10 protein-coding genes are annotated in these 14,355 nt (G+C 73.7%); 3 read left to right on the plus strand and 7 right to left on the minus strand.

Features of this window, described 5'->3' with window-relative positions; genetic code table 11:
- Window position 1 precedes the first annotated feature (1 nt).
- From ACZ6NC_RS26010 to ACZ6NC_RS26020, 3 genes are all read left to right on the plus strand, one after another.
- Complete coding sequence (locus tag ACZ6NC_RS26010; RefSeq protein WP_465736174.1) at window positions 2-766, plus strand: SIS domain-containing protein; 765 nt, start codon at window positions 2-4, stop codon at window positions 764-766.
- Window positions 767-931: 165 nt separating this feature from the next.
- The gene (locus tag ACZ6NC_RS26015) at window positions 932-1,843 is read left to right on the plus strand and encodes a DUF4231 domain-containing protein (protein WP_465736175.1); all 912 of its coding nucleotides are present in this window, start codon (window positions 932-934) and stop codon (window positions 1,841-1,843) included.
- Between the two features lie 98 nt (window positions 1,844-1,941).
- The gene (locus tag ACZ6NC_RS26020) at window positions 1,942-2,829 is read left to right on the plus strand and encodes an alpha/beta fold hydrolase (protein WP_465736258.1); all 888 of its coding nucleotides are present in this window, start codon (window positions 1,942-1,944) and stop codon (window positions 2,827-2,829) included.
- Here ACZ6NC_RS26020 and ACZ6NC_RS26025 read toward each other — a convergent pair.
- The 7 genes from ACZ6NC_RS26025 to ACZ6NC_RS26055 form a co-directional block, all read right to left on the minus strand.
- Entirely contained in the window at window positions 2,819-3,784 is a 966-nt protein-coding gene (locus ACZ6NC_RS26025) for a 2-hydroxyacid dehydrogenase (protein WP_465736176.1), read from the minus strand. The two genes, ACZ6NC_RS26020 and ACZ6NC_RS26025, sit on opposite strands and share 11 nt — an antisense overlap.
- Window positions 3,785-3,827: 43 nt before the next feature.
- Window positions 3,828-7,820 carry an FxSxx-COOH system tetratricopeptide repeat protein gene (fxsT, locus tag ACZ6NC_RS26030; RefSeq protein ID WP_465736177.1) on the minus strand — a complete coding sequence of 1,331 codons (3,993 nt, stop codon included), beginning with the start codon at window positions 7,818-7,820 and terminating at the stop codon, window positions 3,828-3,830.
- A gap of 73 nt (window positions 7,821-7,893) precedes the next feature.
- Window positions 7,894-9,258 carry a TIR-like protein FxsC gene (locus ACZ6NC_RS26035; RefSeq protein WP_465736178.1) on the minus strand — a complete coding sequence of 455 codons (1,365 nt, stop codon included), beginning with the start codon at window positions 9,256-9,258 and terminating at the stop codon, window positions 7,894-7,896.
- 147 nt (window positions 9,259-9,405) lie between these two features.
- Window positions 9,406-10,245, minus strand: coding sequence for an AAC(3) family N-acetyltransferase (locus ACZ6NC_RS26040; protein ID WP_465736179.1), 840 nt, complete (start codon window positions 10,243-10,245; stop codon window positions 9,406-9,408).
- 212 nt (window positions 10,246-10,457) lie between these two features.
- Entirely contained in the window at window positions 10,458-11,264 is an 807-nt protein-coding gene (locus ACZ6NC_RS26045) for an AAC(3) family N-acetyltransferase (protein ID WP_465736180.1), read from the minus strand.
- Between the two features lie 287 nt (window positions 11,265-11,551).
- Window positions 11,552-13,999 carry an FxsB family cyclophane-forming radical SAM/SPASM peptide maturase gene (locus tag ACZ6NC_RS26050; RefSeq protein ID WP_465736181.1) on the minus strand — a complete coding sequence of 816 codons (2,448 nt, stop codon included), beginning with the start codon at window positions 13,997-13,999 and terminating at the stop codon, window positions 11,552-11,554.
- A 41-nt stretch (window positions 14,000-14,040) separates the two neighbouring features.
- Window positions 14,041-14,226 carry a hypothetical protein gene (locus ACZ6NC_RS26055; RefSeq protein ID WP_465736182.1) on the minus strand — a complete coding sequence of 62 codons (186 nt, stop codon included), beginning with the start codon at window positions 14,224-14,226 and terminating at the stop codon, window positions 14,041-14,043.
- Window positions 14,227-14,355: the final 129 nt, after the last annotated feature.

Genomic DNA, 14,355 nt, shown 5'->3' on the forward strand with positions numbered 1-14,355 from the left:
GATGAGTGACCTGGTCGGCCGGTACTTCGACGCCGCGATCGCCCACCTCCAGCGGGTCCGCGCCGAGGAGGCCGGCACCATCGAGGCGGCCGGCGCACTGCTGGCCGAGGCGGTGGCCGAACGACGCCGAATCTTCACCTTCGGCTCCGGCCACTCATCACTCGCCGCCCAGGACGTGGTCTACCGGGCCGGCGGGCTGGTCCCGGTGAACCTGCTGGACGTCCCCGGGATGGCCGGGGTGACGGTGATGCCGGCCCCGCTCGCCAGCGCGCTGGAGCGCGTCTCCGGCCTGGCCACCACCACCCTGGACCTCACCCCGGCGACCGCGGGGGACCTCCTCTTCGTCATCTCGCTCTCCGGACGCCAGGTCATGCCGGTGGAGCTGGCCCAGTACGCCCGGGAACGCGGCCTGAAGGTGATCGGGGTGACCTCGCTGGCGTACCCGGCGGAGGTGTCCTCGGCGCACCCCTCCGGCACGTACCTGAAGGACCACTGCGACGTCGTCCTCGACAGCAAGATCGCGGTCGGCGACGGCGAGCTGACCCACCCGGCCGCCGAGACCTCCTTCGGCCCGGTCTCCACCATCGTGACCAGCGCGCTGATGCAGGCCGTCGTCGCCACGGCGGTCGGCCTGCTGGCCGACGCGGCGGCGGCCGGCACCGGAGCCGCCCCGCCGCTGTTCCGCTCCGGCAACGTGCCCGGCGGCACCGAGTGGAACGCCAAGCAGATGGCCGACAACGCGGACCGAATCTTCTACACCTACTGAGGCGGGTGCCCGGGTACCGGACAACCTGCGGCGACATCCCGGCCAATGCGGCCGGAGCTCGCCCGGGCCAGGCGTACCGGCGCGGCGGGCGGGGCAGGACAGCGGTGCGACCGGAGCGACGGGTGGGGGCCGAGGATGGCGTCGGGTGGGGGTCCGATGGGAAGGGTGCGCGAGCAGGAGCTGATGCCCGCGCTGTTCTGGTCCGCCGACTCGGCCTCCTTGCAGGGCCAGCGGCGGTCCGTGCTGCTCTCCGCGTGGGAGCTGGTGCTGCTGGTCGCCGCCGCCGCGTTCGGCTCCGCCGACGGCACGCCCTGGGCCTGGCCGGCCGCCGTGGCCTACCTCGGCGCGATCGCCCTCGCCGTGGTGATCAGCCGGCAGAACCCGCAGGGCCTCTGGTACGAGGGCCGGGCGGCCGCCGAGTCGGTGAAGACGCTCGCCTGGAAGTTCAGCGTCCGGGCCGACGCCTACCAGCCGCCGCCGCGCAGCCTGCCGGACGCCGAGGGGCTGTACAGCTTCCAGCTCGGCCGGGTGCTGAACGCCTTCCGGGGCAGCCGCGCGATGGGCGCCGCCGGAGCGGAGGACGCCGGCGCGCGCGTCACCGACGCGATGCGCGGCCTGCGCGAGCAGCCGCTGGCGGTGCGCCGCGAGGTGTACCTGCGGGAGCGGATCCAGGTGCAGCACGACTGGTACCGCTCGAAGGCGCGGTACTGCGCCAGGGCCGGGTTCTGGACCGGCGTCCTGGGCGTGGTGCTTCCGCTGCTCGGCCTGGTGCTGGCGGTGCTGCGGGCGATGGGCGAGTTCGGCTACGACGCGCTCGGCACCGTCTCGGCGGTGGCCGCCTCGGTCGCCGCCTGGGCGCAGCTGCGCCAGTACCGGCCGCTGGCCGCCGCGTACGGGCTGGCCGCCGACGAGCTGGAGCTGATCCGCAGCCAGCTCGCCCAGCTGGACGTGACGTCCTCCGACGCCGAGGAGATCTGGGCCCGGCTGGCCCGGGACGCCGAGGACGCGGTCTCCCGGGAGCACACCACCTGGCAGGCCCGCCGCGAGGTCCGCGGCACCACCGACCGGGACCACTGAGCAGACAGGGACCATCGAGCTGAGCGGGATCACCGAGCAGAGCGGGATCACCGAACAGCAGTACCCCCGTACCGAGGAGGCCGCGCGTGTCATTACGGATGGTCAAGGCGCCGGACGGCCGTGCCATCGCCGTCGAGACCCTGGGCGACCCACGCGGCCGGCCGGTGTTCCTCCTGCACGGCATGCCCGGCAGCCGGATCGGCCCGCACCCGCGCAACACCGTGCTGTACCGCCTGGGCATCCGGCTGATCTCCTTCGACCGGCCCGGCTACGGCGACTCCACCCGGCTGCCCGGCCGCCGGGTGAGCGCCGCCGCCGCCGACGTGCGGACCATCGCGGACGAGCTGGGGCTGAGCGGCTTCGCGGTGCTGGGCCGCTCCGGCGGCGGCCCGCACGCGCTGGCCTGCGCGGCGCTGCTGCCCGACCGGGTCGGCCGGGTCGCCGTGCTGGTCGGCCTGGCGCCCCGGAACGCGGCCGGGCTGGACTGGTACGGCGGGATGACCCCGTCCAACGTCCGCGCGTACCGGGAGGCGGAGCGCGGGCACGACCGGATCGCCGACGCGATGCGGTTCCGCTCCGAGCAGATCAAGGCCGACCCGGTCCGGCTGCTCAAGGGCCTGCGGCCGGAGCTGCCGGCCACCGACCGCGAGGTGGTCGCCGACACCGGGCTGCGGCGGATGCTGCAGAGCAACTACCGCGAGGCGTTCCGGCACGGCGCCGACGGCTGGATCGACGACGTGCTGGCGTTCACCGCCGACTGGGGCTTCAAGGTGCAGGACATCACGGTGCCCACCTGGCTCTGGCACGGCGCCGACGACCAGTTCTCGCCGGTCGATCACTCGCGCTGGCTGGCCGACCACATCCCCGGCGCCGAACTCTTCCTGCAGCCCGGCGCCGCGCACTTCGGGGCGTTCCGGGTGATGACCACCGCGCTGGCCTGGGCGGCCGGCCACACCTCGGCGGGCGGCCCGGCCCTCAGGCCTTGACCGGGGTGACCGGCTCGCCGCCGGCCAGCACCGCCAGGACGTTGTCCACCGCGAGCCCGCCCATCGCCTGCCGGGTCCGGACGGTGGCACTGCCCAGGTGCGGGGCCAGCACCGCGCGTTCCTGGGCCAGCAGGGCGGACGGCACGGCCGGCTCCTGCTCGAAGTTGTCCACGGCGGCGGCGAACAGCGCGCCCGACTCCAGCGCGGCGGCGAGCGCCTCCTCGTCCACCACCCCGGCGGTCATCGAGACCACGACCGCCCCGGGCGGCAGCAGGGCCAGCCGGCGGGCGTCCAGCAGGTGCCGGGTGGCGGCGCTGAGCGGGCAGGTCACCACCAGCACGGTGGAGGTGGCGAGCAGTTCATCCAGCGGGAGCCACCGCGCGCCCTCGGCCTGCCCGGGCGGGAGTTCGCCGCGGTTGTGGTAGCTCACCGGCATGTCGAAGGCGCGGGCCCGGCGGGCCACCGCCTGCCCGATCCGGCCCATGCCGAGGACGCCCAGCGGGGTGCCGGCCAGCTCCAGGCCGAGCAGGAAGTTCGGCGCCCAGGCCCACGGCCGCCCGGAGCGCAGCCACCGCTCGCCCTCGCCGAGCCGGCGGGTGGCGGCCAGCAGGAGCGCCCAGGCCATGTCGGCGGTGGCGGCGGTGAGCACGCCGGGGGTGTTGGAGACCAGCACGCCGCGCTCGGCGCAGGCGGCGAGGTCGACGTTGTGGTGGCCGACCGCGTGGTTGGCGACGATCCGCAGGCCCGGGCCGGCCGCGTCCAGGAACGCGCCGTCCACCACGTCGTCCAGCGTGGTGACCACCGCCGACCGGCCGCGGACGGCGGCCAGCAGCCCGGCGCGCGGCATCGGCAGGTCCGAGTCGTGGTGGGTCACCGCGTGGTGCGCGGTGAGCCGCTCGATCACCCCGGGTGCGAGGCGGCGGGTGACCAGGACCGGGGGCAGCTGCTCGTTCATAAGTCCCGCAGCGTACCCCCGGGCCCCGGCCGGATCGTTCCCGTCAGACCGGCTGCGGCTCCAGGTCGCGGTTGATCCGCTTCCAGCCGCGCGCCGAGACGGTGTTGGGGTGTTCCTCGCCGAACTGCCGGATCAGCTCGGCGATCGCCTTGGCCCGCAGCTCGGCCGCCTGGGTGTGCCGGCCGGCCGCGCGCAGGGTGACGGCCAGGTTGGCCTCGCAGGCCACCGCGTCCGGGTGGCGGGGCGTGTAGCGGTCGCACAGGCCCGCGTACGCGAGGCGGCCGAGCTCCTCGGCCCTGGTGATCTGGCCGTCCTCGCCGTAGGCGTTGGCCAGGTTGATCATCGCGTTGAGGGTGTACGGGTGCTCCGCGCCGACCGATTCGGTGAGCCCGTCGACGGTGGCCACCCCGCGGTCGATGGCGCCCCGGATGTCGCCGCTGCCCCGCAGGTAGATGCCGAGGTTGTTGGCGCAGGCCAGGGTGAACGGGTGCTCGTCGCCGAACAGCCGCCGGTGGCCCTCGTACACGGTGGCACAGAGGTCGCGGGCGGCCTCCTTGTCGCCGGAGGCGCTGTGGTCGGCGGCCAGGTTGAGCGCGCAGGCCAGCGCGTCGGGCGCGTCGGCGCCGTACCGCTCCAGGTAGCGCTCGTAGGTCTCCTTGGTGATCCGACGGGCCTCGGCGAGCTGGCCGGTGCGGCGCAGCGAGACGGCCAGCGACTTGGCGTTGCGCAGGTTCTCCGGCAGGTCGGGGTCGAGCACGTCGCCGAGGTCGTTGGTGACCTCCTGGAGCAGATCCACCGAGCCCCGGTAGTCGCCCAGTTCGCGCAGGTCGCGGGCGAGGTTGGACTTGGTGGAGAGGGTGTACGGGTGGCGCGGGCCGAGCACGGCGGTGCGCCGGTCCAGCGTCTCCTGGTCGAGTTCGCGGGCGGCTTCGCTGTCGCCGACGAGCCGGTAGTCGATCGCCAGGTTGTTGGCCATGGAGAGCGTGCGCGGGTTGTCGTCACCGAACAACTCGCGGAACTGGTCGAGGATTTCGCGGTCGAGGTCGAGCGCGGCCTGGAACCTGCCGAGCGCCCGCCGGTCGGCGCCGAGCGAGCCGGCGGTCATCAGGGTGTACGGGTGGTGCTCGCCGAGGAGGGCGCGCTGGCGCTCCAGGGTGGCCTCGTCGAGGGCCAGCGCCTCGGCGTAGTTGCCCTGCGAGCGCAGCACGTTGGCGAGCTGGAAGCGGAGCAGCAGGGTCTGCCGGTCGTCCTCGCCGAGCTTGCCGGTCCACTCGGCGTCCAGGGCGTGGCCGAGGTCCCGGGCGCGGTCCAGTTCGCCGCGCTTCCACAGGTAGCGGACGCGGTCGATGAGCAGCTGCCGGGTGTCGGCCTCGTCGCAGTTGTGCGCCTTGGAGGGCGAGAGGTGCGGCCAGATCTCGTCGAAGGCGGGCCAGTTGGCCGGGTCGTCGGTGTCGCCGAGGACGGGCCGGGCGCCGGTGAGGATGCGGTGCACCTCGTGGACGGCGACCTCCTGCTCGTCCTCGGTCATCTCGGCCCGGATGACCGCCTGGACCAGCCGGTGCACCTGGAAGCTGTTGGTGCCGGCGTCGACCTTGGCCAGCGCGTACCGTCCGATCGCCTGAATGACCTTGCCCAGCATGAACTTGTCGCTGAGGTCGGCGTCGTACTGGACGAGCGCGCGGATCATCTGGTCGCTGTAGAAGAGGTTCATCGAGATCGGCTCGGGCGCGAAGAACGCGCACAGCTGGAGCAGCCGCACCGCAGCCGGGGACTGGGTGCGCAGCCGGCCGATCGAGACGTTCCAGGTCGCGCCGACGGGCGTCGGGTAGTCGGCCGGGCGGGCTCCGGCCAGGGCGCGGGCGGCCTCGGCCTGGAGCTGGGCGACGTAGGTGTCGACCGGGGTGCCGGTGGTGTCCAGCCAGGCGGCGGCGACCTCGACGGCCAGCGGCAGGTCGCCGACCGCCTCGGCGACCCGGTCGGCGTCGGGGCGGGAGAGGCCGCGGGCGCGCCGGCAGAGGTGCTCGACGCTCTCGCCGCGGGTGAAGACGTCCACCTCCAGCGCCTCCGCGTGCCCGGACCAGGCCTGGTTGCGGGAGGTGACCAGGATGTGGCCGGAGCCGCCGGGGAAGAACCGGCGGATCTCGGAGGGCTCGTCGGCGTTGTCGAAGATGAGCAGCCAGCGCGAGGTGGGCACGCCGCGGCGCAGCGCCTCGCGGGCCGCCTCGGCGGCCTCGGTGACGGAGTCTCCGACCCGCAGGCCGAGCCGGCGGGCCAGGTCGGCCAGGGCCGGCGCGACCAGCTCGGTCTGTTCGGCGTCGATCCACCAGACCAGGTCGTAATCGGACATGAAGCGGTGCGCGTACTCCAGCGCGACCTGGGTCTTGCCGACGCCGCCGAGCCCGTACAGGGTCTGCGGGGTGGGCAGGACGGCGGCCATGCCGCCGCGCAGCTGGTTGCGCAGCTGCTCCAGGACGGCGGCGCGGCCGGTGAAGGACGGGTTGCGCGGCGGCACGTCCCAGACCTGCGGCTTGCTGCCGGGGAACCGCGGGCCGGTGCCGGCGGTCTCGGCGAGCGGCACGTCGCCGCGGCCGAGCGCGCGCAGCAGGGTCTGCACGGACTGCGTCTCGTCCCGGCCGACCAGGTCGACCGGGTTGCGGTTGCTGAACGGCGCGGTGAGCCGGACGTCGCCGACCCGGACGGGGACGAGCTGGCGGCGGGTGCCGGACGGGTCGGAGCTGACGACGGACTCCCAGAGCGCGCGGGCCTGCGGCGAGCGCTGGTAGGCGGGCGAGAGCACGGCGACCGTCCGGTAGGCGGCGTCGATGCCGCGCTCGGTCTCGTGGCGCGGGTCCGAGCCGGCGCTCAGGTCCCGCGGGAGCACGCGGAAGCCGGCCCGGGTCAGGATGGACTCGATCCAGTCCGCCCACATCCGGTCCTCGGGCACGTACGAGAGGTAGAGGTCGGCCGGCACGGACGGGCGGCGCCGGGTGAAGGCGTCCACGTAGCGCAGCCGGACCTCCTCGTCGACCGCGGGCAGCGAGCCGACCCGGCCCTCGGTGATCACGCCGGTCAGCCGCTCGCAGGCGGCGAGCATCGAGGTCTGGGTGCCGCCCTGGTCGCCGAAGGTGGCGAGGATCTCCTCGTAGGCGTAGAACGGCCGGTACGGGATCTCCACCGAGCCCCAGTAGTGGGCCAGATCCTCGCCGTGCACGCCGGCGGGGAGGCCGTCGAAGCGGATCCGGGCCAGCGCCCGGCCTGCGTCGGCCTTCTCCTTCTCGCCCTCGTCGATGCGCATCGGCACCGGCAGGATGCGGATGCCGCGCTCGCGGTAGCGGTCGTGGATGTGCTGGGCGATCCGGGATGCGCCGTCGATCGACTGGTCGCTGAGGGTGAAGCAGACCACCAGGTCGTCGGGCATCTGGACGGTGCAGATCTCGGCGATGTCGGAGAGGCCGGTCCGGGAGTCGATCAGCACGTAGTCGTAGCGCTTGCTCATGTCGGCGCGGAGCGCGTCGAAGAACTGCCCGCCGTCGAAGCGGTCGTAGAAGATGTCCCAGTCGAGGTGGGTGACGGCCTCGGAGTAGTCCCGGTTGAACTGGCCGGCGGAGAGGAAGTCCAGGCTGCCGCCGTCGGGGAACAGCGGCCAGGAGAGCGAGAGCGCGTGCGGGTGGACGCGGGCGAAGTCGAGGTGCCAGCCCTCGGCGTGCTCGACCGGCCGCAGCGCCTCCTCCCGGTACTCGGCGATCAGGTCCATCATGCCGGTGGTGCCGGCCAGGACCGCCGGGTCGAGGAACGGGTGGAAGAACTTGGCCAGGCCCGGCGCCTCCAGGTCCCAGTCGACGGTGAGCACCCGGAAGCCGTTGGCCGCCAGGATCCAGGCGGTGTTGGCGAGCGCCATGGTGCGCCCGGTGCCGCCCTTGTACGAGTAGAAGGTGATGATCCGGCCCTGCCGGTCCTGCTCCGCCTCGCGCTGGGCGGCGAGTTCGGCTGCGGTCAGGCCGCCGATGCGGAGGTTCCTGGTGCGGTCCTCACTCATGCGCCCACCTCGCTGGGCTCGGCGGTCGCTTCGCGAAACGCGCAGCCCCCGTTGATTCGCTCGCTCCGCTCGCTCATGTGGTTCCTCCCCGGGGCGGCGTCCCGTCGTCCGGGCGGTCGCCTAAGTCGCGTGCTGGCTGGTCGTCGTCGTAGGCGAAGGGTTCGGGCCCGTCCCGGCCGCGTCCGTACCGGAAAGCGTCCCGCAGATTGGGGCGCGGCGCCGGTGGTTCCTCCGGTTCGGTCCTGGTGCGGCCCTCGAAGGCGTACTTGGCCTTCATGGCGGCCCGGGGCAGTGCGTCGTCGAACTCCTCCAGGCTGCCCAGCCCGGGCGGCCCGCCGGTGGCGCCGAGGAAGCTCGGCCGGACGGACCGGTGGGTGAACCGCAGGACCCGGTCGCTGAGTTCGCCCATCTCGCGGTGCTTTTCCACGCAGTCCGGGTCGTCCAGGTTCCACGGCTCCAGGACGCCCACCCAGGAGCAGTCGGAGCGGTCGAAGCGGCGGACCAGCTCGCTCCACCGCTCGTCCTGGAGCACCCAGCGGTCCAGCAGCAGCAGCCCGGGCGCGACCGGTTCGCCGCCGGAGATGATCGCCTCGGCCTCGCCGTCGAACTCGTGCACGGTGGCCTGGAACCCCAGCTGCCGGGCGAGCCGCACGGCGTGCTCGGCCAGCGGGCGGGCGGCGGCCGGGCGGTAGGGGTGCCAGTCGGTGCGCCGGGCGCCGTAGTAGTCGGGGTTGCGGTCCTGCGGCACCTCGCCCCGGTGGTAGGCGAGGACGGAGATCCGCAGCTGCTTGGTCGGCGCGGTGACGTTGAAGGCGCTGGGCTGGGAGTTGAAGTCGAGCCGGCGCCCGACCGGGATGACCGTCTCCTCGGCCACCTCGACGATCCGCCGGGCCAGCCGGTGCACGGCCAGCTCGTAGGCGGAGCGGAAGTAGCTGAGTTTCATCAGCGCGTAGAGGCCCTCGGTGGCGTAGTCCGGGCCGAAACCGGCGTGGTTGAACTGGAGTTCGCTCGCCACCTCGGGCAGCTTGTAGCGGCTCATCGGCGCCCAGAGCACCGGCACGATGCCGCTGGTCCGCTCCGAGTCGAGGTTGGCGGGGTAGACCGGCCGCTGGGTGAAGGAGTGCCACTCCTGCCCGCACGGCAGGCTGTTGAAGTACCGCGGCGAGTACAGCGGCACGAAGACCCGGCAGGTGGCCAGCTCCTCGGAGAGCCGTTCGGCCCACAACTCCCCCTGGTGCATGGACTCGTCCATGAACCCGACCGGCACGCCCGCGGGCACGGTGGTCAGTTGCAGCACCGCTTCGCAGAGGTCGCGGTACAGCTGCCGCACCCAGTGGTTGGGATCACCGGCACCGCGCGCGCCGGCCTTCGGGGTGTGGGCGTAACTGAGGAAGAAGTACGGCCGGGCGGAGTCCTCGTCCCAGCCATGATCGTTCACACGCGCCTCCCCCTGGCCCGCCGGCAACGTCTTTCCCGCGAGTCCCCGTACGCGGGGCTTCAGTGTAGGAACGACTGAGGGTCCAATGGAATAGCACAGTGGGCCATGCGAGTTGACATGACCGAAACGACTGCCCCCGTACGGCCCTTATGCGCCGGGGCCGCGGGCGCGCCGCCTCCGCATGATGTCCACCGCGAGATCGACCGCCTCGCGTATCGGGACCAGGAGGCAGTGGGCTCCGCCGACCCGGCCCTCGGTTATGCCCGTGGCGCGGTTCAGGACCTCCTCCCCCAGGTCGGCGAAGTGGACGTCGTCCAAGTCGGGTGCCTTGAAAGAGATCCAGCCCTCCTGGACCCGGCAGTGGTACTCACGGAGTGTCACATCGGGCATCCGCAGATCCGCCAGGTGGAAGGCGGTGAACCGGGACATCGGGACGCCGAGCAGCAGGACCTTGGCGTCGAGCTCGTAGAGCCGGCCCAAGGCGGAACGTTCCCCCAAGTGGCAGTCGAGGGGGTGTTCCCCGGTGATCATCCGGGCCAGCGGGCCGAGGGCGGTGAAGGAGGTCTGGGGGTGGGAGCTGCGCACGGCCCCCGGGCGGCTGCGGATCTCCTCCGACACGAACCCCATGGTCGCCGAGGACTGGGTGGTGACGGGGTCGAAGGCCGGCATCCGGGCCCGGAAGTCCTCGATCTCCGCCGGAGAGAACCTCGCGGTGGCCGCGGTGTAGAGGCGTGACGTGGAGGAGTTCTCGGGCGTGGCGGTGTACGCGACCAAAGTCCCCCGGTACGGCGCGTCCAAGGCGCCCAGCAGCGCGTCCACCACGGTGGCGGCCCCACCGTAGACCGGGCCGAGGTTCCGGAGCGACGCCTGGACGAACAGGACCTCACCCAGCCGGACACCGAGTGCGGCGAGTTCGCGGGCCAGATCGGGTGCGGTGAGTTCGGGTTCTTCACCCCGAGGGGCGACGGGACGGTGGGCAGCGGCCATGACAATTCCCTGGATGGCAACCCCCGGCGAGGGTGTCCGGGGGACGGAACGACATGAGAGCGCGGCGCGTGCCGCGGCGGGGCCCGCCGCGGGGCGGGCACCACAGAGGTGGTGGACCGTACACCGGGGCGAGCCGGGTGGGACCGGCCCCGCGCCCGGAGACCGGTGGGGCACGGCGGTCCGCGACACTGCGGACCGCCGGGGCGGCGACTCTACCCGCCGAGCTGCGGTGCGCCGGGCCGGAGTTCGGGGCGCTCGTGCAGGATGCCGACGGCCAGGTCGACCGCCTCGCGCATAGGGATCAGCCGGCAGTCGGCGCCGCCGACCCGGCCGGTCACCACCCCGGCGGCGTGGCGCAGCACCTCCTCACCCAGGACCTGGAAGTGCAGGTCGTCCAGGAGCGGGCCGTCGAAGCGGACCCAGTGGCTGCGGCCGCCGTCCTTGACCACACAGCCGTAGTGGCGGACGGGCAGGTCCGGCATCTGCAGGTCGGCCAGGTGGAAGGCGGTGAACTTGGACAGCTCGACGCCGATGCTCAGCACGCGGGTGCCGATCTCGTACATCCGGCCGAGCGGGGACTCCGTGCCGAGGTGGCACTCCAGCGGGTGGAGCTCGGTGATCTCCTTGGCGCGGGCGCCGACGGCCGCGAAGGAGGACTGCGGGTGGGTGCTGCGTACCGCCTCGGGATGGGTGCGGACCAGCTCGGAGAGCATGCCCATGGTCCGCGAGGAGGGCGTCTCGGCCGGGTCGAACGGGGGCATGGCCGCACGCCACCGCGCCACCTGCCCGGGCGTCCAGTCCGCCATCATGGTTCTGACGAGCCGGGAGGTGTCGGAGTTCTCCGGGGTGGCGGTGTAGGCGACCAGGGTGCCCTGCTCGGGACCGCCGAGCGCGTCCAGCAGCGCTTCGCGGACCGTGGCGCTGCCGCCCTCCACGGGGCCGATCGCCCGCAGTGAGGCCTGCACGAGGAGTACGTCCCCCGGCCGCACACCGAGATCGGTGAGCTGACGGGTGAGCACGGACCGGGTCAGCCTATGTTCGGATATGTCCCGCCGGGGAGGCACGGGACTCGGTTCGTGAGGGATGGCGGTTCCCGAGTGTGAAGGGCTCGGAGAAGCTCTCCGGAGCCGGCTGGGGGTATGGGCGAGCGTACCTCCGCGGCGGCGCGCCGGGCGGCAAGGCGCCCGGCAACCGCCGCTCGTGTTCGGCCAGTTGCGATCGGTCTGGAGTGGTCGGCCTGGAGTGGTCGCGGCCGGCCCTGGGGAGTCGGCCCCGCCGCCTCGCAACAGGTGATTCCCGGGTGCGATCAGCCGGTGGACACCGTCGGGCGGCGGTCCTGCCGGGCCTGCCGGGCGGCGTCCTCGGCCGCCTTCGGCAGCGGCACGTCCAGCCACGGCCCGACCGTCTCCCGCATGCCGTCCGCGAAGCGCAGGCCGACCGGGGTCAACGAGCCGGAGCCGGCCAGCCGTTCGACCGCCTCGGCGGTGTAGTGGCGCCAGAGCGCGAACTGCGCCCGGGCGTGCTCGGCGGCGGTACCGGGCAGGCCGTCGTAGATGGCGGCCCTGGTGCCCCAGAAGGCGGTCACCGCGAGGTGGGCGTAGGTGCCCTGGAGCAGGCCCTCGATCGGGCGCGGGTCGGGCCGCCAGGGCGCGTCGTACAGCGCGCCGTCGGCGCGGTCGTGGAGGTCCACCAGGTCCAGCACGGCGCCCAGTTTGACGTGCTGGAACTCGTGCGCGAGCAGCAGCGCGAGGGTCGGCGCGGTACCCGGGCGGGCGATCCCGACCGCGCCGAAGGCCTGCCGGGCGGCGGCGCTGACGTCCCGCCCGGGCGGGCCGGGGCACAGCGGGGTGACGGTGGTCAGGCCGGTGCGCAGGCCCTGGGCGTAGGCCGGCAGGTCGCGGTCGAGCAGTTCCACGGCCTCGCGCAACGCCCCGGTCCAGGCGTGCAGTTCGGCCTCGCCGAGGCGGTCGCCGACCGGCCACTGGTGGCTGTCGCGCTGGGGGTCGGTGTCCTCCAGGGCGAGCGTCCAGCCGCCGGCCAGCCGGACCTGCCGGACCGGCTCCCAGCGCGGGTCGCCGTGGCCCGCGCCGACGGTGAGCGCCTCGCCGTCGGCGGTGCGGACGGTGAAGCCGCCGCCGGTTCCGGTGACCAGCGCCTCGCCGCCGCCCGGGAGGGCGAGCCGGCCGAGGGTCGGCAGGTGCAGGGCGCCGGCCCGGACCGGGACGGCCACGGTGTCGCCCCGCCCGGCCCGGACGGCCGCGGCGCCGGCCAGCTCGGCCAGCCGTCCGAGCCCGGCGCCGGGGTCGCCGCCGAGCCGCCGGGCCGCCCAGGCCCGGGCGTACGGGTGGCCGAGCACCGCGTCCAGCGCAGCCGGTGCGGCGGAGTCGAGGTCGGCGAGCAGCTCCCAGGCGGCCGAGGAGCGCAGCCCGGAGGTGCCCCAGACGGCCGCCAGCATGGCCCGGGTGAGGGAGAGCTGGGAGCGGACGAGGGCCCGGACGGTGTCGGCGCCGCCGTGGCCGTGGGCCAGCTCGTCGAGCTGCCGGTCGGTGAGGCCCGCGGGCACGGCCGGCTCGCCGGCCTGCGCGGGAACGGCCTGGACGGTTGCCGGCTGCGCGGCTGCGCCGGGCCGGGGGGCCGGCTCGCCGCGGTCGGCGATGCCGTTGATGAGTGTCATGAGATCCCCGCAGTAGACGGAGGGGTGGTCGAAACCACCATCGGCCCGGTAGCGGTGGGCGTACAGACCGCCACCGCAGGAGCGGACGACTGGGCAGGCGCGGCAGGTGGCGCTGAGGTCGGCCAGCCCGGACTGCCGGGCGACCATGCCGGGGTGCCGGGCGACCTCGTCCAGGCTGTGCGTGAAGACGTCGAGGCCGGTGGCGGGCGCGCCGTCGTACGCGGTCTTCAGGCTGTCGGCCTGTTCGAAGGTGCCGTCGGTCTCCAGCACCACCAGCGCGGCGGGTTCCAGGCCGAGCGACTCGGTGAGGCTGGAGAGCCCGTGCAGGGTGCGGTGGACCGAGTCGAAGGTGCGGACGGCGAACGGCCGGCCGGCCGCCTCCCAGCGGTCGTAGACGGCCAGCAGCCAGGCGGCGTAGGGGTTCTCGCCCTGGCCGGCGGGGCGTTTCGGCGGCTGGTCCCAGGTGGCGTGCGGGAGCAGGAAGTCGACGGCCGGGGGGTCGAGTTCGGCCAGCGCGTCGTAGACGGCGACCGGGTCGTTGTCGACGTCGACGGTGCAGAGCAGGCCGGCGTAGAGGTGGCGGTACTCGGGCCGGCGGAGCAGGGTCACGGCCCGCAGCACCTGCGGGTGGCTGCTGCGGCCGTCGGCGAACCGCCGGTGCCGGTCGTTGGCCGCGCGGTCGCCGTCCAGCGAGACGCCGACCTTGATGTCCTGTCGGTCGAAGAGCTCGCAGAAGGCGGGGCTCAGCAGCACCCCGTTGGTGTGGATCCGCAGGTCGAGCGCGCAGCCGGGCGGGAGTGCGGCCCTGAACTCCTCGGCGGCGCGGCGCAGTCGGTCCGGGCCGGCCAGCAGGGGTTCTCCCCCGTGCAGGACGACCCGGACGACGGTGAGGCCGTGGGCGGCCGCGTGCTCGCCGATCCGCTCGGCGGCCTTGGCCAGGACCTCGTCGCCGATGACCTTGGGCCGGGCGCGCCAACTGGTGTCGGCGTGCTCGTAGACGTAGCAGTGGTCACAGGCGAGATCGCACCGGCTGTGGACCTTCACAACGAACTGCGTGAACGGAAGCAGGGATCGCGTCATGGTCAGTCGGTTTCAGCCGGAGCCGATGGTCGATCGGCTGGTCAGATGGAGGAGTTGAAGGCCGCGACCGGCACCAGACCGGTATCGGAGCCGGGCAGGGCCCGTCGGAGTCGCGCGGCCAGCTCGTCCGGCCCGAGTGCGGCGAGACCGGTCAGGGTGAGCCGGTCCGCATCGCCCTGAGGCTCCGTCAGTTCGCTGGTGGGCCTGGTGTCCAGTGCGGGTGTCATGTTCGATTCTCTTCCGCGATGGGGGTTAGAGAGAGCAGATACCGGGTATAAGGCCCGGCTCCAATCATCAATGTAGTGGCAGCGGGACAGCAGCGCCGTACTGTTCCGTGCACGTCTGTGCCCACTACC

It is taken from the genome of Kitasatospora sp. NPDC041988, from assembly GCF_055588525.1.

Bases quoted from the DNA above. Each gene is read 5' to 3' on its own strand.
- ACZ6NC_RS26010 (WP_465736174.1), top strand. From the start codon at position 2: ATGAGTGACCTGGTCGGCCGGTACTTCGACGCCGCGATCGCCCACCTC.
- ACZ6NC_RS26020 (WP_465736258.1), top strand. From the start codon at position 1,942: ATGGTCAAGGCGCCGGACGGCCGTGCCATCGCCGTCGAGACCCTGGGC.
- ACZ6NC_RS26025 (WP_465736176.1), bottom strand. From the start codon at position 3,784: ATGAACGAGCAGCTGCCCCCGGTCCTGGTCACCCGCCGCCTCGCACCC.
- fxsT (WP_465736177.1), bottom strand. From the start codon at position 7,820: ATGAGTGAGGACCGCACCAGGAACCTCCGCATCGGCGGCCTGACCGCA.
- ACZ6NC_RS26040 (WP_465736179.1), bottom strand. From the start codon at position 10,245: ATGGCCGCTGCCCACCGTCCCGTCGCCCCTCGGGGTGAAGAACCCGAA.
- ACZ6NC_RS26050 (WP_465736181.1), bottom strand. From the start codon at position 13,999: ATGACGCGATCCCTGCTTCCGTTCACGCAGTTCGTTGTGAAGGTCCAC.
- ACZ6NC_RS26055 (WP_465736182.1), bottom strand. From the start codon at position 14,226: ATGACACCCGCACTGGACACCAGGCCCACCAGCGAACTGACGGAGCCT.